At 59.8% G+C, this 19,207-nt stretch carries 18 protein-coding genes and 1 pseudogene; 12 read left to right on the forward strand and 7 right to left on the reverse strand.

The features are described 5' to 3' along the window. The first annotated feature begins 149 nt into the window (after window positions 1-149). From KW838_RS20740 to KW838_RS20765, 7 genes and pseudogenes are all read left to right on the forward strand, one after another. The gene (locus KW838_RS20740; protein WP_218503236.1) at window positions 150-1,340 is read left to right on the forward strand and encodes an aromatic ring-hydroxylating dioxygenase subunit alpha; all 1,191 of its coding nucleotides are present in this window, start codon (window positions 150-152) and stop codon (window positions 1,338-1,340) included. A 10-nt stretch (window positions 1,341-1,350) separates the two neighbouring features. Further along, a complete protein-coding gene (locus tag KW838_RS20745; protein ID WP_218503238.1) occupies window positions 1,351-2,796 on the forward strand; it encodes an aldehyde dehydrogenase family protein in 1,446 nt (481 codons plus the stop codon). 12 nt (window positions 2,797-2,808) lie between these two features. Next, window positions 2,809-2,970, forward strand: a pseudogene (locus tag KW838_RS29605) (rubredoxin); the annotation flags it as partial. Between the two features lie 51 nt (window positions 2,971-3,021). After that, a complete protein-coding gene (locus KW838_RS20750; protein ID WP_256358929.1) occupies window positions 3,022-4,194 on the forward strand; it encodes an FAD-dependent oxidoreductase in 1,173 nt (390 codons plus the stop codon). A 10-nt stretch (window positions 4,195-4,204) separates the two neighbouring features. Continuing rightward, window positions 4,205-5,533 (forward strand): FAD-binding oxidoreductase, encoded by a 1,329-nt coding sequence (locus KW838_RS20755; protein ID WP_256358923.1) that lies wholly within the window; start codon window positions 4,205-4,207, stop codon window positions 5,531-5,533. Continuing rightward, window positions 5,530-5,901: an ethanolamine utilization protein EutQ gene (locus KW838_RS20760; RefSeq protein WP_218473837.1), complete on the forward strand. Its 372-nt coding sequence runs from the start codon at window positions 5,530-5,532 to the stop codon at window positions 5,899-5,901. Before KW838_RS20755 ends, KW838_RS20760 begins: the two co-directional genes overlap by 4 nt. 15 nt (window positions 5,902-5,916) lie before the next feature. Then, window positions 5,917-7,074: an MFS transporter gene (locus KW838_RS20765; RefSeq protein ID WP_218473835.1), complete on the forward strand. Its 1,158-nt coding sequence runs from the start codon at window positions 5,917-5,919 to the stop codon at window positions 7,072-7,074. Between the two features lie 266 nt (window positions 7,075-7,340). Here the strand turns inward: KW838_RS20765 and KW838_RS20770 are convergent, their stop codons facing one another. Continuing rightward, a complete protein-coding gene (locus KW838_RS20770; protein ID WP_218503243.1) occupies window positions 7,341-7,817 on the reverse strand; it encodes a hemerythrin domain-containing protein in 477 nt (158 codons plus the stop codon). Window positions 7,818-8,206: 389 nt separating this feature from the next. Between KW838_RS20770 and KW838_RS20775 the strand changes: the two genes are divergently transcribed. Both KW838_RS20775 and KW838_RS20780 read left to right on the forward strand, forming a co-directional pair. After that, the gene (locus KW838_RS20775; RefSeq protein ID WP_218503485.1) at window positions 8,207-9,181 is read left to right on the forward strand and encodes a quinone oxidoreductase; all 975 of its coding nucleotides are present in this window, start codon (window positions 8,207-8,209) and stop codon (window positions 9,179-9,181) included. Further along, the gene (locus KW838_RS20780; RefSeq protein WP_102700419.1) at window positions 9,178-10,104 is read left to right on the forward strand and encodes a LysR family transcriptional regulator; all 927 of its coding nucleotides are present in this window, start codon (window positions 9,178-9,180) and stop codon (window positions 10,102-10,104) included. The genes KW838_RS20775 and KW838_RS20780 overlap by 4 nt, the downstream gene beginning before the upstream one ends. A gap of 46 nt (window positions 10,105-10,150) precedes the next feature. Here KW838_RS20780 and KW838_RS20785 read toward each other — a convergent pair whose 3' ends face one another. The 5 genes from KW838_RS20785 to glnH form a co-directional block, all read right to left on the reverse strand. Then, on the reverse strand, window positions 10,151-11,056 hold the full coding sequence (locus KW838_RS20785; protein WP_102700418.1) for a MurR/RpiR family transcriptional regulator: 906 nt from the start codon (window positions 11,054-11,056) through the stop codon (window positions 10,151-10,153). Between the two features lie 187 nt (window positions 11,057-11,243). After that, window positions 11,244-12,293 carry a C45 family peptidase gene (locus KW838_RS20790; RefSeq protein ID WP_218503252.1) on the reverse strand — a complete coding sequence of 350 codons (1,050 nt, stop codon included), beginning with the start codon at window positions 12,291-12,293 and terminating at the stop codon, window positions 11,244-11,246. Window positions 12,294-12,302: 9 nt separating this feature from the next. After that, a complete protein-coding gene (glnQ, locus tag KW838_RS20795) occupies window positions 12,303-13,025 on the reverse strand; it encodes a glutamine ABC transporter ATP-binding protein GlnQ (RefSeq protein ID WP_102700416.1) in 723 nt (240 codons plus the stop codon). Further along, complete coding sequence (gene glnP, locus KW838_RS20800; RefSeq protein WP_102700415.1) at window positions 13,022-13,678, reverse strand: glutamine ABC transporter permease GlnP; 657 nt, start codon at window positions 13,676-13,678, stop codon at window positions 13,022-13,024. The genes glnQ and glnP overlap by 4 nt, the downstream gene beginning before the upstream one ends. A 34-nt stretch (window positions 13,679-13,712) precedes the next feature. Beyond that, window positions 13,713-14,456, reverse strand: coding sequence for a glutamine ABC transporter substrate-binding protein GlnH (gene glnH, locus KW838_RS20805; protein WP_217835222.1), 744 nt, complete (start codon window positions 14,454-14,456; stop codon window positions 13,713-13,715). Window positions 14,457-14,814: 358 nt separating this feature from the next. Here glnH and KW838_RS20810 point away from each other — a divergent pair, with 358 nt between their 5' ends. Together KW838_RS20810 and KW838_RS20815 are read left to right on the forward strand one after the other, a co-directional pair. Beyond that, complete coding sequence (locus KW838_RS20810) at window positions 14,815-16,143, forward strand: aspartate aminotransferase family protein (RefSeq protein ID WP_218503255.1); 1,329 nt, start codon at window positions 14,815-14,817, stop codon at window positions 16,141-16,143. A 12-nt stretch (window positions 16,144-16,155) separates the two neighbouring features. After that, a complete protein-coding gene (locus KW838_RS20815) occupies window positions 16,156-16,755 on the forward strand; it encodes a carboxymuconolactone decarboxylase family protein (RefSeq protein WP_218503258.1) in 600 nt (199 codons plus the stop codon). A gap of 59 nt (window positions 16,756-16,814) precedes the next feature. Here KW838_RS20815 and KW838_RS20820 read toward each other — a convergent pair whose 3' ends face one another. Next, window positions 16,815-17,861 carry an ornithine cyclodeaminase gene (locus KW838_RS20820; protein ID WP_218503260.1) on the reverse strand — a complete coding sequence of 349 codons (1,047 nt, stop codon included), beginning with the start codon at window positions 17,859-17,861 and terminating at the stop codon, window positions 16,815-16,817. Between the two features lie 565 nt (window positions 17,862-18,426). Here KW838_RS20820 and KW838_RS20825 point away from each other — a divergent pair. Then, complete coding sequence (locus tag KW838_RS20825) at window positions 18,427-19,206, forward strand: transporter substrate-binding domain-containing protein (RefSeq protein ID WP_102700410.1); 780 nt, start codon at window positions 18,427-18,429, stop codon at window positions 19,204-19,206. Window position 19,207 lies beyond the last annotated feature (1 nt).

A 19,207-nucleotide genomic window follows, 5' to 3' on the forward strand; every position in this document is an offset into this window, starting at 1 on the left:
AGCATGGTGCGTCTATTGATGATTAATAGTCACTAATAAGCGCAGTAAAAATCGTTTGTCGAGGCTTCCTCTTCTTGCCGAAACTCGCCGTCATGCAGCAGGCCAGACCTGCCGTGCATTTCCTTTCGTGCCAGCAAGAGAAAACAATAATGACTTCCACGACCGCGACCCGCCTCATCCCGACACACGCCCTTGAGACTGTCCTGGCTCCGATCCACGAGGCCCATGGCCTGACCAATGAGTTTTATACCGAGCAACGTTATTTCGACCTGGAGCGCGATCACGTGCTCGGTCGCAACTGGGCGTGCGTCGGTTTCGCCAGCGACCTGCCGGGCAACAGCTACGTCAAGCCGGTGGACTTCATGGGACTGCCCCTGTTACTGATGCGTAACCGCGAAGGCCTGGTCCAGGTGTTCCACAACGTGTGCAGTCACCGTGGCGTGAAGCTGGTGCAGCAGGCGGGTGAAGTGCAGGGCGTGATTCGCTGCCCCTACCACTCCTGGACCTACGACCTCAACGGTGGCCTCAAAGGTACGCCCCATGTCGGCGGCATCAATCAGCACAAGGACGAGCGCTTCGCCTGCGAGAAGCATGGCCTGAAAGCCTTGCGCAGCGCGATCTGGATGGACATGGTGTTCATCAACCTGTCGGCTGACGCGCCGGACCTGCAAGAGCAGCTCGCGCCGCTCACCGAGCGCTGGACCCAATTCCTCGGCACCGACGGCATGGACCTGATGCGCCGCGAGCCCAACAGTGGTGCGGTCAGCATCGAGGTCAACTGCAACTGGAAACTGGCGGTGGAAAACTACTGCGAGGCTTACCACTTGCCATGGGTGCACCCGAGCCTGAACAGCTATTCGCGCCTGGAAGACCACTACAACATCATCTTCGATCAGTTCGCCGGCCAGGGCAGCCATGCCTATAACCTGTCCGACGTCGCCGGCACTCACTTGCCCATGTTCCCGTCGTGGCCGCGGGATCGCCTGCGCACCGCAGAATACGTAGCGTTCTTCCCCAACGTCTTGCTGGGCATTCAGGCCGACCATGCTTTTGCCATGATGCTGGAGCCGATTGCCCCCGGAAAAACCGTCGAACACCTGCGTCTTTTCTACGTCGGCGACGAGGCCCTCGATGACCGTTTCGAAGCGGCGCGTGACGCTGTCATGCAGTCCTGGCGCGTGGTGTTTGCCGAGGACATCGCTTCCGTCGAAGGCATGCAGAAGGGCCGTCACTCTCCCGGCTATGGCGGTGGTGCGTTCTCTCCGGAAATGGATTTGCCGACGCATTTCTTCCACCAGTGGGCGGCGCGTCAGCTGCTCGACTGCGCCGAGAGCGTGTGAGGAGATGAGCATGCATTCGATCCAACCGCACTGGCTGAACTTCATCGACGGCACCTGGACCGACAGTGAGCAGCACATTACCGTCAACAACCCCGGCACGGCGGAACCTGTCGCCACTATCGCCCAGGCTGGAGTGGCCGACGCAGAGCGCGCGCTGCAAGCGGCGCGACGCTGTGCCGACAGTGGTGAGCTGACCCGCGCGCGCCCTGCGCAACGGGTGACCTGGCTGCTGGAAATCGCCGCGCAAATTCGCGCGGTGACTGAAGAGGGCGCGTGGGTCCTGTGTCAGGAAAATGGAAAGAGCCTGCGCGATGCCCGTGACGAATTCGTCGAGGCCGCGCGTTACTTCGAGTATTACGCCGGCATGGCCGACAAGATCGAAGGCACATCCATTCCCCTGGGCAACGGCTACATGGACTTCACGGTCTACGACCCGATGGGCGTGTCGCTGCAGATCGTGCCGTGGAATTTTCCGGTGTCCATCTGCGCCCGTTCGCTGGCGCCGGCCCTGGCGGCCGGTAACGCGGTGGTGATCAAGTCGCCGGAGATTTCGCCGCTGGGGCTGTGTGTGCTGTTGCAGGCCATCGAACGTGCGGGCTTGCCACGGGGGGCGGTCAATCTGATCTGTGGCCGCGGCCGGGAAGTGGGGGCCTACATGGCAGGGCATCGTGAGGTCGACCAGATTGTCTTCACCGGCTCCGTCGCCACGGGGCAGAGCATCCTGCGGGCCGCCGCCGAGCACGCGACTCCCAGCGTCATGGAACTGGGTGGCAAGTCTGCTGCGCTGGTGTTCCCCGATGCCGATCGCGAACAACTGCTGGCCAGCGTGCGCAACGGCATCTTCTTCAATGCCGGTCAGGTGTGCTCGGCGATGTCGCGCCTGCTGGTGCATCGTTCGCTGTATGACGAGGTGATCGCTGATGTGGTGGCGATGGCCGAGAGTCTGAGCATCGGCCTTGGCCAGGACAACCCGGACCTGACGCCGGTGATTTGCGCCAGTCAGCTTCAGGGCATCGAGGCCATCTGCCGGCGTGCCGAGGAGGAGGGGGCCGTGGTCGCCACCGGCGGTGAGGCGATCAGCGGGCTGCGGGGGCATTTCATGGCGCCGACGGTGTTCCGCGACGTCACCGCGCACATGGATATTGCCCAGACCGAAGTCTTCGGCCCGGTCCTGGCGGTCATTGCCTTCGATACCGAAGAGGAGGCCATTCGCATTGCCAATGGCACCGAATTTGGCCTGGTCGCCGGTGTGTTCACTCAAGACCTCAATCGCGCCCTGCGTTGTGCGCGACGACTGTGTGCGGGTCAGGTGTTCATCAACGAGTGGTACGCCGGCGGCATCGAAACGCCGTTTGGCGGCGTAGGCCTCTCCGGTTTCGGTCGGGAGAAAGGCCAGGAAGCGCTCTACAGCTACGTCAGGACCAAGAACCTGGCCGTGCGCATCTCGGGCGAGTGAGGAGGCATCAGCATGAAAAAGTGGCTCTGCATTATCTGTGGCCTGATTTATGACGAAGCCCTGGGTTGGCCCGACGACGGCATCGCTGCCGGGACCCGCTGGGAAGATGTGCCACAAGACTGGCTGTGCCCCGAGTGCAAGGTGGGCAAGTCCGATTTCGAGATGATCGAAATCAGCGAGCCAGTCAAGGTCGCGGCCGTTGCCCCGGTTGTTGTGAAGCAGGCCATGGCTGAGGTTTCACCGGCCCAGCCAGTGGTCATCATCGGCAGCGGACATGCCGGCTATGGCCTGGCTCAGGCACTGCGCAAAGCCAACCCGCAACTCGATGTCCGGGTACTGACCCAGGACTGTGGGCATCTCTATTCCAAGCCGGCGCTGTCCATCGCGCTGGCCCAAGGTCGCAGCGCCGAGGCCCTGGCGACGGAAAGTCCGATGGCGCTGGAACAGCGATTGGGCATCCGGATTCATAGCCACTGCCGGGTCGAACGAATCGACGTTGTGGCGCGACGACTTCATACCAATCTGGGCGAGATGCAGTACGGCCAGCTGGTATTGGCCAGCGGGGCTTCGCCGCTGCGCCTGCCCATCGAGGGCTGTGCCGATGCGTTGCTGAGCGTCAACAACCTGCAGGATTACCGGGCGTTCCGTGAGCGCCTCGACGGTGTGCGCAGCGTTGCGGTGCTGGGGGACGGTTTGATTGGCTGTGAGTTCGCCAACGACCTGGCGAGCAGCGGCTATCAGGTTCGGGTCATCGGTCTGGGCAAATGGCCGATGGAGCGCCTGTTGCCGGAAGCGGCGGGCCTAGAACTGCAACAGGCGTTGTCCGGTCTGGGCGTGCAATGGCATTTGCGCACGACCTTGCAACGTATCGAACAGGGCGCGAACGGCTATCGACTGGAACTGGCCGATGGTCAGCACTTCGATGCGGACCTGGTGGTGTCGGCAGTGGGGCTGCGGCCTAACGTGGAGCTGGCGCAAGCCGCGGGCCTTGAGTGCGGGCGAGGCATCAAGGTCGATGCGCACCTGCAGACTTCGCAAAGCGGCATCTATGCCTTGGGCGATTGCATCGAAGTGGATGGGCAACTGCTGCCCTACCTCGCGCCGATCAATGAGGGCATACGCGCCCTGGCCAGGACCTTGTCCGGACAGCCGACGACAGTGACCTATCCACTCGCGCCGGTGACGGTGAAGACGCCGGCGGCCCCTTTGTGTTTGCTCCCGCCACCCGTCGATTGTGCGGGGCAATGGCACTGCGACGCGACGGGGGACGGACTGAGCGCAGCCTTCCGTGACAACGATGGCGCCTTGCGCGGCTTCGTCCTGCTCGGGCGGCAAGCCCAACAAAAACGCAATGCCTGGCTGCAGAACTGCCAGGACACCCCACAGCATGTGGCTTGAGAATTGACCCATGAACAGTATCGTTAACCTGCCTCATGATGACCACAGTTGTGGCTGGTACGCCGCACTGCCCGAACCGCGTCCGGCCAAGCGCCTGACCGGTGAACAAAAGGCCGACTATGTGGTGATCGGCGCCGGCTTCGCCGGTCTCGCCGCCGCACGCCGGTTGGCCGAGCACATGCCACAGTCGCGCATTCTCCTGGTCGATGCCCAGCGAGTCGGTTATGGGGCATCGGGGCGTAACTCCGGGTTCGTCATCGATCTGCCGCACAAGTTTGCCCTGGAGCATCCTGACCCACAGCACAAGCAACGCCTGCTGGGGCTTAACCGCGCGGCCATCGATCAACTGCAAACCCTGGTCGGTCGCCACGCCATCGATTGTCAGTGGTCCCATGCCGGCAAGTACCAAGGGGCGGTGGGTGAGCGTGGTCTGGCCTACCTCGACCATTTCGAGAAACTGCTGGCCGACCTGGGCGAGCCTTATCGCCAGGTTGAACGCCAGGAACTGGCCTGTGTACTGGGGACCGACTACTACAGCCGCGCCATCTTCACCCCCGGTTGCTACCTCATGCAGCCGGCGGCACTGGTGCGCGGCTTGGGCGCGTCACTGCCGCAGAACGTAGAAGTCCTCGAGGAGTCGCCCATCCAGCGCCTGGAGAAGGACGCCGGCGGGAACTGGATCCTGAACGGTAAAGAGGGTTTGATCCGCACGCCGAAGGTGCTGCTGGGTACCAGCATCTTCACCCAGGAGTTTGGTTACTTGCGCAATCGGCTGTTGCCGGTGATGACATTTGCCAGTTGGACGCGTCCGCTCACCGACGCCGAGATGGCCTCTGTTGGCGTTCAGGCCGACTGGGGGCTGACGCCTGCCGACCACGCCGGCACCACGGTGAGGATGACCCAGGATCGTCGTCTCATCATCCGCAATACCTACAAGCACGTGCCACGCTACGGGCGCAGCATCAATGATTCGATCCGCCTGAAAGTCCGCGAGGATCATTGCGCGGCTTTTCACGCCCGTTATCCGCAGCTTGCCCATGTTCCCTTCACACACACCTGGGGCGGGGTCTACGCGATCTCGCGCAATTTCACCAACTTCTTCGGCAAGCTCGACGACGGCGTTTTCGCGACGGCTTGTGACAACGGAGTAGGGGCTGCGTGGGGCACCATCTCCGGGACATTGCTGGCGGATAAAGTAGTGGGCGCCGACTCTCAGCGTCTGGATGACATCCAGTCCGTGACGGGCATGCCTTCGCGCAATCCGCCGGAACCCTTCCTGGGGCTGGGCGTGCGCTCACGTATCCGCTGGGCGGCGTGGAACAGCAGGCGCGAACTATGACCCAGGCGCCTGCTGACAGAAAGCCGGTGATGCTGGTCGACCACCGGGACCTGGACTTTGTGCATCGCGGTGGCCCCCCGGGGGGCGCCAGCGTTGCCCGAGCCCTGAGCAATGACGTGTCGCCTCATCTGGGGATTGGCTTTGCGCGGTGGGAGGGCGCCGAGGTCGCCTGGACGCTGCTTTATGACGAGGTCATTTTCGTTATTGAAGGCTGTTTCGAACTGAGAGCGAACGGTGAACTGTACCGGGTAACGCCAGGGCAATTGCTCTGGATACCCGAAGGCACCGAGCTCGTCTATGGCGGACACGCACTGTTTGGCTATGTCGTGCATCCCGGTGACTGGAAGCAACGTCACGGCCTCGTCTGATCCGGAAAACTGAACATGTTTGCGCTCACCAAGGTTTTTGCAACGATTTACGCTGCAGCTCTGCTGATGCAGTTGGGGTCCAGCCTGCTGATGACGTATCTGGCCTTGCGCCTGGACGCCGCCGGTGTCGCAGAGTTCTGGGGCGGTGCACTCATGGCGGCCAATGCGCTGGGAATGGTGCTCGGGGGGCGGATCGGGTATTGGCTGATTGGCCGGATCTCGCATGTGCGGGCCTTCGTGGTCAGTGCGGGGGTGATTGTCACGGCGGTACTGAGCCACCAATTGAGCGATTCGCTGACGCTATGGTTGGCACTGAGGTTCGTGGTCGGTGTAGCGATGATGTGCCAACTGATGGTCATCGAAAGCTGGCTCAACGACTGTGCGCCGGGGGATCGTCGTGGCGGTGCCATGTCGCTGTACATGGTGGCCAGCTACGTGGGGATGATGCTGGGACAACTGCTGCTGGGCCTGGGCAATGGGCTCGACACTTTGGTGTTGTCCGGCGTGGCCATCGCCTTTGCCATAGGGCTGGTGCCGATGGCCATGCACCGGGGCATGCAGCCCAGTCCGATCAGCCAGGACAGGGTCAGCTTCATGCGATATGTCCGTCGTCTGCCGCAGTCGTTGGGCACTGTCCTGGCGTCGGGATTGCTCAATGGCTGCTTCTATGGATTGACCCCGATCTTCGCAGCGCAATCGGGATTCACCCCCGCGCAGGTTGGCCAGTTCATGGCCCTGAGCATTGCGGCCGGACTGTTTGCGCAATTGCCGCTGGGCAAGCTGTCGGACCGTTTTTCCCGCGTAGGCCTGATTCGCCTCACTGCCGTTTTGCTGTGCATCGCTTACCTGCCCTTGGCCTTTTTGCAGGCACCGGGACAGGGCTGGGTCATGCTGGCGGGCGCCGTCATAGGTTTCCTGCAGTTCTGCCTGTACCCATTGGGCGTTGTTCATGCCAATGACAATCTGGAGCCCCAACTGCGTGTATCGGTAGCTGGAGTGTTATTGGTGACGTTCGGTATCGGCGCGACCATCGGGCCATTGGTGGCAGGTGCATTGATGGAGCATTTGGGACGGCAAGCCCTTTATCTGTTTGCCATTGGCGTGGCGGCGCTGGTTGCTTGCCTGGTCAGTGACAGGCAACGCGTTCCAGTGGCTGTCGTGCAAGTACCGTGAGGGGGAGGTGAGCGGCGATTGTTCATTGAGGATCTCCCAACCCTGCCGTTGGATAAACAGGCAAAGCCCGGCTGTACCGTAATACTGTTCAGTTAAGGATTCTGTAGGAGCGAGCTTGCTCGCGATGGACTCAAGAGCGCCGCGTTTAGTCAGTAAACACGCGGCATCGTTAACGACCATCGCGAGCAAGCTCGCTCCTACAGTGGATCATTCTCGCTTAACTGAACAGCATTACGGCTGTACCGGGCTTTGTGTCCGGGCAGGCGTCAGGCCGCCATATGGGTTGCGGCCCATTCCTTTTTGCAACTGGCTTTCATCGCTTCCATTTGCTCGCCGAGGTCGTCGAGCCTGGATTTTCCCAATAGTTTTTTCGCCTGAGGAAACATTTCGGTTTCCTCCTCATCAATGTGGTGCTCCAGCAGCTCTTTGACGACCTTCACTCGCCCGGCAAATTCCGGTGTGCCCGGATCAGTCTGCTTCAGATCCGGTAATACCAGCGAGTCGACGGTGCGATGTTCTTCCTTCGCTTCGAAGTACAAGACGTCCTGCTCCTTGGTCCCTGCCGCCTTGAAGGCTGGGTAGAGGATTTCTTCTTCCAGTTTTGTATGGATGGAAATCTCCATCTCCAGCTTATCAAGGAGGTCAGTGCGTTTCTTGATCGCTTTATCAGTCGACTCGCTCAATTGAGCAAGAATGGCTTTCACGGTTTGATGATCGGCTTTGAGAAGGTCAATCGCGTTCATGTTGGCTGCCTCAGCTAGCGTGGAATTGAGCCTCAACGGGGTGTGGCATTGAGGCGTGCCGATAGCTATCGCATTTCCTGTGCCAAGGGCATCGGCCAGCCAATACGCCGGTAAACAAGGACTTGCGATCCGTGTTCTTCCACTGGGGCGTGCAGTCTGCAAGAAAGGGCGATTTGAGCATTGCAGATAGCAGAGGCGATTCACTGAAGGGGCGGGTGCAAAAGGTAGAGCGGTCTGATGACCACGCAGTTACGCGTGGTATCTGTGAGGTTATTGCTGCAAGCTGTGCATTAATGATCTGCAATCAGCCTACCTTGTTCGTCAGGAGATCAGTACTCACACTGGCGGCACTTGTGTGAAGGCAGCTTCCGATTGAAGGGGAAATGACCATGGTCTCTGCGATTCGATTCAACCAGTCTGGCAATCCTGAAGTACTGAACCTGGAGACACTGAGCGAACAATCGCCAGGACCCGGCGAAGTCTGGCTTGAGCAGGCAGCCATTGGGGTCAACTTCCTCGACGTGACTCAACGCAAGGGCGCGGTGCCCGTTGCGTTGCCATCCGGACTGGGATTGGAGGGCGCTGGGCGTGTCGCCGTTGTGGGTGCCGGTGTCAGCAACGTGCAGGTTGGAGATCGCGTCGCTTATGCCACCGGCCCTGTTGGCTCCTATGCTTCGGCCCGGCTTTTTCCGGCTGAGCGGCTGGTCAGGATTCCGGATGCATTGTCGTTTGCTGATGCAGCAGCCGTCATGTTCAAGGGCATCACTGCGCAGTACCTGTTGAAGGCCACCTATCCCGTGGGGCAGGGCACAACCATTCTTCTCTACGGTGTAGCGGGTGGGCTGGGGGAAATTATGGTGCCGTGGGCCAAGCACTTGGGTGCGACGGTAATCGGCGTCGTTTCAAAGCCGGCCAGTGTCGAAAAAGCTCAAGCGTTGGGCTGCGATGAAGTCCTGGTGTTTGACGCTGACAACCTGGCATCGCAGGTCGCTCGTTTCACCGAGGGCAGAAAGGTCGACGTTGTCTATGACCCCATAGGGCGCGCTTCCTTCCAGGCTTCTCTGGACTGTCTGCGACCACGGGGTCTGATGGTGTCGTTTGGCGCTTCCTCCGGGGCGCCTTCAGCCGTGGAACTGTCCACGCTCAACGCCAAAGGCTCGTTGTTCCTGACACGTCCTTCGTTGGCCGCCCATACGGCGAGCGCCTCTGAGTACCAGGAGCGCGCACAGGATGTGTTGGCCGCCATAGGTGCGGGTATCATCAAGCCCCGGATCTGGGCAAGCTACTCGCTGGCTGACGCAGCACGGGCACATGCCGACCTGGAGTCGGGGCGTTCATCGGGAGCGATCATTCTAAAACCATGAATATTGATGTTCTGACCAGTCAGTCCAGTGACGAGATCGCTGCGTTCCTGGCCGTTGCCTCCCAAGGCTCGTTTGTCGGGGCGGGTCGGCTATTACAGCGACACCCGACTGTCGTCTCGAAACGACTCGCCGCCATGGAAAAGCGCCTCGGCGTTCGGCTCGTGGAGCGTTCGACCCGGCAGGTGCGAATCACTGAAGCCGGTGCCCAACTGGAGCAGCGTCTGCGCTCTGCCATCGAGCTGATGAATGAAGCGCAGCAGCAAGCGGCGAAGGGCGCCAGCGAAGTTCGAGGTACTTTGCGCCTTGCATTACCGGCAGCGATGGGACGGCGTTGGCTAGGTCCGATGCTGCCGGAGTTTCTCGAGCTTTATCCTCATGTCTCGATCCTCGCAGATTACAGTGAGCGTCTGGTGGACATCATTGATGAGGGTTTTGACGCAGCCATACGGATCGGCGAGTTGGAAGACAGCCGGTTGATCGCCAAAAAGCTGAGCGACCATCGCCGGATTCTGTGCGCTTCGCCGGCTTACATCCGAAAGCACGGAATGCCCCAAACGCCACAGGATCTGATCAAGCACAATTGCCTGCGCTTCAGTGGCCTTGCGTCTTTTCCGCAGTGGCGACTCCATCGCGGCAACGAACTTCAGACGATTACACCGAAAGGCAACCTGACAGCCAATGACAGTGAATCCTTGCTGGCGGCCGCCCGTGCTGATGCGGGAATACTAGGGGCCGGTGACTGGTTGATGAGTCGTGATATCGCGGCCGGAAGGTTGTTGCGTGTCCTTGCGGATTGGCAATTGGACACTGCCGGTGGGGTCTATCTGGTCAGGCCATCGGCCAAATTCCCCACGGCCGTGGTGGTTGCCTTCAAACAATGGATCGAATCAAGGTTTGTTCCTGCACCGCCGTGGAGTATTTGAATCGGCTGTAGCGGTGCATATCGTACTCGGACCTCCAGACCCGGCCTTACAGCGAAGCGTTGAGTTCGTCGATCAGGCTTTCACGATGTTTCAACGCTGAAACGGACGCCTCGCCCAGCTTGCTGGCAACGGCACTCAACAACGCCTGCGCCAGCAACATGAAGGCGCACATGCTGTTGCTGAAAAACAGGCTGTGGTTCGGCACATAGAAGCTGTGCAATGCAACCTTGGCCAGCGGCGAGCTGGATGAGTCGGTCAGCGCAATGACCCTGATCCCGTGGCGGGCAGCCACTTCGGCAGTGGCGAGCACGCTGGGGGTGTAGGGGAAGCAGCTGGACACCACCAGCACATCGCCCACATCCAGTTGCGCAAGGGCATCCGCCACACCCTGGCGACTGGAATCGAGCGCCGCCACATCCGGGCGCAACATGCCCAGGCCGTAGGACATGAAAAGCGCGAGCGAATTGAATTGGCGCATACCGTGGATCCGTACCCGGTGGGCACTGGCAAGCAATTCGACGGTCTGGACAAACACCTCGGGATCGACCTGCTCGATCATGCTGGCGATGTTTGCGCTTTCCTGGCGACCCAGGCGAGTCAACTGATTGAGGATGTCCTTGTCACCGGCATTGACCACCAGTTGCGAGGCCTGGTCACTGTAGAAATGCTTGCCTTCGGTGATCTCCCGGCGAAAGACGTCCTGCAATTTGCTGAAGCCGCCATAGCCCAGGCGTTGTGCCAGCCTGGACAGCGTCGAGGCGTTGACGTCCAGTTGCTCCGCCAGCTCACTGATCGAAGAGACAGCGGTGCGTTGCGGCGACTCTATCAGTGCCATCAATACGCGTCTGGAGCTGCTGCCCAAGGCGATATCCACCTCGCGCCGTTCGATGGCTTCGAGCAATTGCTTGAGGCCATTCAAAGTGTCAGGTAATTCTGCCGGGGCAATAGTCATCAGGGGCATCCATAAGCTGTTGGGCGGTCGCCACTCGACCTTGAGTGCTTGGGAAATCGGTGCTGCGACGCGTGGAAACTGGCCATTCTACCGCGCCAGGGGTCATCGCAAAGACTTCCCCTGGCGTGGTTTTCACCAGAGTGCCCGGGACAGCTTTTCTCCGGGGCATCCCTGTTTTCTCATAGCGCTAACTTTTGCCGAGAGGGTTGAGTACCACGCCCTCGATATCGGGTCGGCCGGTGCCTGGCCTGGTATGAATCCGCCACTTTACAGCGCTGGCGCTGATCAGGAAAACCCCGGTGGCCAAGGTGTTTTCATCGTCCGGATCATCGGCGGCGGTGCGGTATACAGGCAGGTGCCCACCCGAAGTGTCGCGCAGTATACCCAAAGACAAATCGGCATCCAGATCGCCGGGTACCTGCTGCAGCTGCTGGTCAACGCATCGTTGCCGGGCGCCCGAGCTGGCGGTGATGCGTTGAGGGACCCGGTTCAGCGACGGCGCGATCAGGTGGTTGGAATGCCCGCCCGGCCTGCGCACTTCCCTGATGGCACTGCCTTCGGCGCTGGCCTCGACGCTGACGACCCGATGGCTCCCGGCCTGGCCGAACGTATGGTGAAACGCACCGGCGCGGTCGGTCCGGGTCACTATCGCAATCGCTTCCTGGAGGGTGTGGGCGTCAAGCGTCGCGCGACCCAGGATCTGTCGAGGGATACCGGCTGGAATGCTGGCTGGGCGAATGTTGTTGACGGTCGCCACCAGTCCGCGCTCGTTGACGGCCAGGGTATGTCCAGGCAAAGAACCCGGATAGACAAAGCTGCTGAACGCCAGGCCTGACTCGGGTTTGACATGGGCGAATGCGCAGCTTCCCCTGAGTTGTGGCAAGCCGTCCTCATTGTGAGCGATCAACGTGCCGCCGCCGGCAGGACCGAACACCGTAGTGCAGCCATCCACGCTTTGCGGGTGAACGAAGTCACCTCGGCAGTTCCACATGAACACTTCATTGAACGGCAGCTGCAAGCCAGCGGCCAGTCCTTCGATTTCCCGCCAGTAACGAGGAAACGCTGTTTGCACGGCTTGACGCATCTGCGCGGCGGCTGGTGTTTGCGCCAGCGAAGCCAGGTGTTGCCAGAGTGCCAGTGGACGCAAGTGCCGATGCACGGCATCACGACCGAAGACACCGAGGCCATGACCTATCGCGTGCGCGTCTCCTTCAATATGAATTTGGGGCAACGTCATGACGTCTCCTCAGGATACGTGCTGTAGAAATTCCCGCAGGCGCGGGCTGGGAGGGTTGGCGATCAGCGTGGCGGGTGGCCCGTCCTCGGCGATACGGCCCTTGTCGATAAAGATCAGTCGAGTGGCGACCTTGCGGGCAAAGTCCACTTCATGGGTGACGATCACCATGGTCATGCCTTCCTCGGCCAGCGACTTCATGACGGTGAGCACTTCATGACGCAACTCCGGGTCCAGTGCCGAAGTCGGCTCGTCGAACAGCATCAGCTTGGGCTTGACCGCCAGCGCACGGGCAATGGCCACTCGCTGTTGCTGGCCACCGGACAGTTCGGACGGGTAGTGATTGGCCCGCTCGGCGAGGCCGACTTTTGCCAGAAGCCCGGCGGCGATTGCCTCGGCTTCCGCACGGCTGGCGCCACGCACCCGCACCGGGCCGAAGGCCACGTTCTGCAGTGCGGTCATCTGCGGGAACAGGTGAAACTGCTGGAAAACCATTCCGGCTTCCTGGCGAATCAGCCGCTCATCGACCTTGGGGTTGTTGACCTCCAGTCCATCGACGATCAACTGGCCCGCGCTAATCTCCTCGAGCTTGTTGATGCAGCGCAACAGCGTCGACTTGCCTGATCCAGACGGGCCAATGATCACGACCACTTCGCCGCTGGAAATCTTCAGGTTGATGTCATGCAGCACTTGAGTACTGCCAAAGTGCTTGGAGACACCTTTGAACTCGATCATAGGATTTTCAACCTCGATTCCATGCGCCGTAGCACGTAACTCAATACCAGGGTGATGATCAGATAGATGATGGCCACCGCCGACCAGATTTCCATCGCGCGGAAATTGCCGGCAATGACTTCCTGCCCCTGGCGGGTCAGTTCAGCGACACCAATGACAATGAACAGTGAAGTGTCCTTGATGCTGACGATCCACTGGTTGCCCAGCGCCGGGATCATCCGCCGGAAGGCCAGCGGCGCAATGACGTAGCGCAGCGTGTCTCTGCCGGATAATCCCAGCGCCAGCCCGGCCTCGCGAAATCCACGGTTGATCGACAGCACCGCACCGCGGGTGATTTCGGCAATGTAGGCGCCGGAGTTGAGCATGATGGTCACCACCGCCGCGCTGAACGGATCGATGCGTACCGGCACCATCATTGGCAGGGCGAAGTAGATGAACATGACTTGCACCATGATCGGAGTGCCACGAATCAGTTCGATGAAAACGAGCGCAACACGGCTGCTGAGAAAACCGCCGTAGGCGCGGGCAAAGCCCGCGACTACGCCGATGATGGCGCCACCGATCAGACCCAGGATCGAGATCCACAAGGTCAGCTTGGCGCCCTCGAGCAGTACCGGCAGCGCATCCCAGATGGCGCTCCATTGGAAATGCATGCTGAATTCTCTTTTTTAATGAAGGGCAGGGGAGTTACTGCGGATCGGTGCCGAACCACTTGCGGTAGATCTGCGCATAGGTGCCGTTGTCACGGACCTTCTTCAGCGCCGCATTGACCTGTTCGCGCAACTCGCTGCCCTTGGGAAACGCAATGCCATATTGCTGGGCCATCATCTGTTGGCCGACGGCTTTGACCTGGCCTTCACCCGCCGTCTTGATGTAGTACAAAACGTTTGGCGTGTCGTGCATGGCGGCGTCGACGCGACCGGTACGCAGTTCCAGGTAGGCATTGTCGATATTGGGGAACTGTCGCAGATCGCTGGCCTTCAGGTTGGCCTTGGCATAGTCGGCTGCCGAGGTGCCGCTTTTCACCGCCAGGGTCTTGCCGGCGATATCCGCTTCACCCTTGATCGCGGCATTGTCGCTTTTGACCATCAGCAGGAAGCCGCTGTCGTAGTAGCCGTCGCTGAAATCGATGGCCTGTTTGCGTTCTTCCTTGATGGTGATGCCGGCCAGCGCCACATCGACGTTGTGGGTCTGCAGGGCGGGAATGATGCCGTTGAAATCCATCGGTTTGAGCTTGTAGGTGACGCCCATTTCCTTGGCGATCGCTGCCCACAGGTCGATATCGAAACCGACGTATTCGTTGCCCTGTTTGAACTCGAAAGGTACGAACGCCGTGTCCGTGGCCACGAGCAGTTCCTTGCCAGCGGCAAAGCAGCCCGATGCGCCGACCAGTGCCATTACAGCCAGTGATGCCTTCAGAAGGTTTCTCATGCGTGTTTTCTCTTCAGGTGAGTACAAACCCCGGGGCAAGCCCGGGGCGGTTGGGGTAGCGGCAGTTTTTTTTCGAGTGATCCAAGGCGATTCACTCCACTGTTTTTGTTGTAGGCCCGGCTAGCCACCTGGAGAGGAGGCGCACGAAACGTATGCTTTGATGCAAAATATACGTGCAAAAAAGATAAATGCAAATAAATTTTGCGAATAGCTTTCTACCTGCATTTGTAGGTATGCGTCCGTATTAATTGGGGTTTATGACTGAATTGACAGCGAATGACCGGATTTGCAAGAGCAAAAAAATATTGCAATTGAATTTTATGCACATATTATTTGCGAAAATAATCCGGAGGGGATCATGAGCCACGTCTTTCATCGCAGCCTTACACAAAGCTATCCAACGGCCGTTCAAGGCGATGGCCCCTACTTGATTGACAGCGATGGACGTCGCTACCTCGATGCCAGCGGCGGTGCTGCTGTGTCGTGCCTTGGCCATAGCGATCCCGAAGTGATTGCCGCCATTCGCAACCAGGTCGGTCAATTGGCCTATGCGCACACGTCATTCTTCACCACGCAGGTGATGGAGGACCTGGCGGATTTCCTGGTAGCGCGGGCACCTGAAGGGATTGAGTCGGTGTACTTCGTCTCGGGTGGTTCCGAAGCCGTGGAAGCGGCACTGAAACTGGCCCGCCAGTATTTCATCGAGATCGGCCAGCCGCAGCGCAAGCACTTGATCGCACGCCGTCAGAGCTACCACGGCAATACGCTCGGTGCGCTGGCCACGGGGGGGAACGCATGGCGGCGCAAGCAGTTCGAACCCTTGCTGATCAACGTCAGCCATGTCAGCCCTTGCTACGCCTACCGCGAACAGAAAACCGGAGAAACGGGCGAGGCAATGGGCATGCGCCTGGCCGCCGAACTTGAAGATGAAATTCTGCGCCTGGGTGCCGAAAACGTCATGGCATTCGTCGCCGAGCCGGTGGTCGGCGCGACTTTGGGCGCCGTCGCTGCCGTGCCTGGCTATTTCAAACGCGTCCGTGACGTGTGCGACCGCCACGGCGTGTTATTGATCCTTGATGAGGTCATGTGCGGCATGGGCCGGACCGGCACTTTGTTCGCGGCAGAGCAGGAAGGGATCACCGCGGACCTGATCACCATTGCCAAAGGGTTGGGCGCAGGTTACCAGCCGATCGGGGCTACGCTGGTGAGCAAGAAAATCCGCGATGCCATCGCCCAGGGTTCGGGGTTCTTTCAACACGGTCATACCTACATTGGCCATGCCACGGCATGCGCAGCCGCGCTGGCGGTGCAGCAGGCCATCGAGTCGCGCAACTTGTTGGCTCGCGTCAATCAGCTGGGCGAGGGACTGCGCACCCGGTTGCTCGACCGGTTGGGTAACCATCCCCATGTGGGTGACATTCGCGGGCGTGGCCTGTTCCAGGGCATCGAACTGGTAGCTGATCGCGACAACAAGGCGCCGTTCGATCCAGCGCTCAAGTTACACGCCAGGCTCAAGAAAGCCGCCATGGCACAAGGACTGATGTGTTACCCGATGGGTGGAACCGTCGACGGTCAGTACGGTGATCACATCCTCCTGGCCCCGCCATTCATTCTGCAAGACCATCATCTGGACGAGCTCGCCGACAAGCTCCTGCGTGCCCTGAACATTACGCTCAAAGGTCTCTGAGGAATCATCGCCATGGCTATTCAATCGCGCCTGACACCCCTTGACGAAGCACAAATGAACGAGGCCCAGCGCGCCGTTCTCAACGAAATCCTCACCGGCCCGCGCGGCAACCTCGACGGGCCTTTTCTGGCCTGGATTCACAGTCCCGAACTGGCCAACCACGCACAGCGACTGGGCGCATTCTGCCGTTATGGGACGCGCCTGGAACTGCGTTTGACCGAGCTGGCGATCCTCTACACCGCGGCATGGTGGCAATCCCAGGCCGAGTGGCAGATCCATGAGCCCATCGCACGCTCTGCCGGCCTGGCCGATCCGATCATCGAAGCATTGCGTCAGCAAAGGTTCCCACCCTTCACCCGAGCAGATGAACTGCTGGTTTATCGAGTGGGCAAGTCGCTGTACGAGACACGGCGTATCGACGACCTGCTTTACGCCGACGCTGTAAAAGCGTTTGGCGAGCCGGCTGTCGTCGAACTCATTGGGGTCTTCGGTTATTACGCACTGGTGGCGATGACCCTGAACGTCTTCGCCGTTCGCCGCGATAGCGATGCACCGCTTCCATTTGATGAGCCTGCAGAGGGCAGAAGTGCAGAGCAAAAAACATCGCAATGAGCCCCTCAACAACCGACCGAAGAGGCCGCCAGGTGAACGCTTTTAAGTGTCGAGCAGTATCAAGCCCGAAGCCTTTCATCGGCGGTTGCCGAAGGCTGCAGCAGCGAAAACAGGTTCTTCGGATCCTGCAGCTCCGGTACCAGCTGAATATCGCTGCCAATGTTGAGCGTTCGTGCAACATCCAGCACATAGCGCAAGGCGGAATAGTCCTCGATGGCGAAGCCGACCGAGTCGAACAGGGTGACTTGCTCGGCATGCTGGCGACCTTGAGTCTGACCTTCGATGACCTTCCAGAACTCGATAACCGGAGAGTCGGCGGGCATCTGCTGAATTTCCCCTTCAATTCGGCTTTGCGGCTCGTACTCAACCATGACGCGCGCACGCTCCACGATGTCCCGGTGCAGTTCAGTCTTGCCGGGGCAGTCGCCCCCCACGGCGTTGAGGTGCATCCCGGGCTCGATCATCTCAGGGGTTAAAATGGTTGCGTAGGCCTTGTCGGCCGTGACCGTGGTCACGATATCGGCACCCCGTACCGCTTCTGCGACGGTTTTGGCAACGCTCACCTGTATGGCAGGGTAGGCCCGCAGGTTGGCTTCCAGTTTCGCCGTTGCCGCTGGATCGATGTCGTAGAGACTGATTTCAGTAATGCCGAGCAATGTATGAAATGCCAGAGCCTGGAACTCGCTCTGTGAGCCATTGCCGATGAGCGCCATTCGGCGGCTGTCCGGTCGGGCGAGGTAGCGGGCCGCAAGTGCAGAGGTGGCAGCGGTGCGAATGGCGGTCGTCAGCGTCATTTCACTCAGTAACACAGGCTTGCCGGTGTCGACGTCTCCCAGGGCACCAAACGCCATGACCGTCAGCATGCCATTGTGGGTGTTCTTCGGGTGTCCATTGACATACTTGAAGGCATAGAGCGCCGCATCAGACACGGGCATCAGCTCGATGACACCCTCGGGTGAGTGGTTTGCCAGGCGCGCGCATTTTTCGAAATCCGGCCAGCGTACGTAGTCTTGACGGATGTATTCGGCCATTTCGATCAGGCAGCGAGGCAAGCCTTTTTCCCGGACGAGGAGGCTCAGATCATTGACGTCAATGTAACGGGTCATATTGGGTTCCTTTGCGCGTCTTTTTAGTGGGCCGGTCTGGACTACCTGTGGGTGGTCCATGCAGTTGCAACGGACTTATTGTCGAGGCAATGGCGAGAAGATTTCGGCCAATACCGACCCTGGATACAGCCAGAGAAGTCGAAAAACAGAGCGTGCACAGCGGAATCGGTCAGGCCCCCTTTACTACGCGTCGTTTTGCAGATGAAGCCCGCCTCAAACGCAATCGCAATGACTGTGGTTCTCGCATCAAGCGGAGAAACAGTCACTTGCAGCAGACGACAGAATCGGCTGTGAAACCCCTTCGTTCAGCACAGGCACGCTGTTTGAACAGGGGGTTACGACACCAGCACCCTCCCGGCAATTGGCATTCTGGCGGTCCGTTTCAAGCACTTGTCGTTCACCGCTTGAGATGGCGTGCAACTGCGACGACTGGCTGCTTCCAGTCGATAACAACAACAAAAACGGCTGCGGTGAAGACCGCAAAGACTCTCTGCCCCTGTCAAAAAGTGTGGTCCGACGCAGGCGCCGGATCGCGATAAATCCAAATAATCCGGGACTCAAGAACATGAACATCAAATGGCTGACTTTGCCGGCACTCGCGTTGCTGTGCTGCACCACGGGCGCCAGTGCCAAGGAATGGAAGGAGCTGCGATTTGGCGTCAACCCAAGCTACCCACCCTTTGAATCCACCACGGCCGATGGCGGTGTACAGGGTTTTGGCGTGGATCTGGGCAATGCAATCTGTGCCGAGCTGAAGCTCACCTGCGTGTGGGTCAGCAATGATTTCGACGGGCTGATTCCGGGGCTCAAGGCCGGCAAGTTCGATGCCATCGAATCGTCGATGACCGTGACCGACGCGCGCAAAAAACAGATCGACTTTACCGATCGCCTGTACGCCGGACCGACTGCCATCGTTACCCGCAAGGATTCCGGTCTGCTGCCGACTGCCGAGTCGCTGCGCGGCAAGACCATCGGTTACATGCAGGGCACGATTCAGGAAACCTACGCCAAGGCCAAACTGGCGCCGGGCGGGGTGAAACTGCGGGCCTATCAGAATCAGGATCAGGTCTATGCCGACCTGGTGTTTGGCCGTCTCGATGCGTCGATCCAGGACAAGCTGCAAGCGCAGATGAGTTTCCTGACTTCGCCACAAGGGGCGGACTTCCAGAACAGCGAAGGCATCAGTGACCCGCTGGTACCGTCGGAAATCGCCATTGGTGTGCGCAAGGACAACGAAGAGCTCAAAGGCATGCTCAATGCCGCCATCAAGGCCCTGCACGACAAGGGCATCTACGCGCAGATCCAGCAGAAACACTTCGGTGACCTGGACCTCTACAACAACTGAT

The sequence above is a fragment of the Pseudomonas sp. PDM27 genome (assembly GCF_019219205.1).
Taxonomy (GTDB): domain Bacteria; phylum Pseudomonadota; class Gammaproteobacteria; order Pseudomonadales; family Pseudomonadaceae; genus Aquipseudomonas; species Aquipseudomonas laurylsulfatiphila.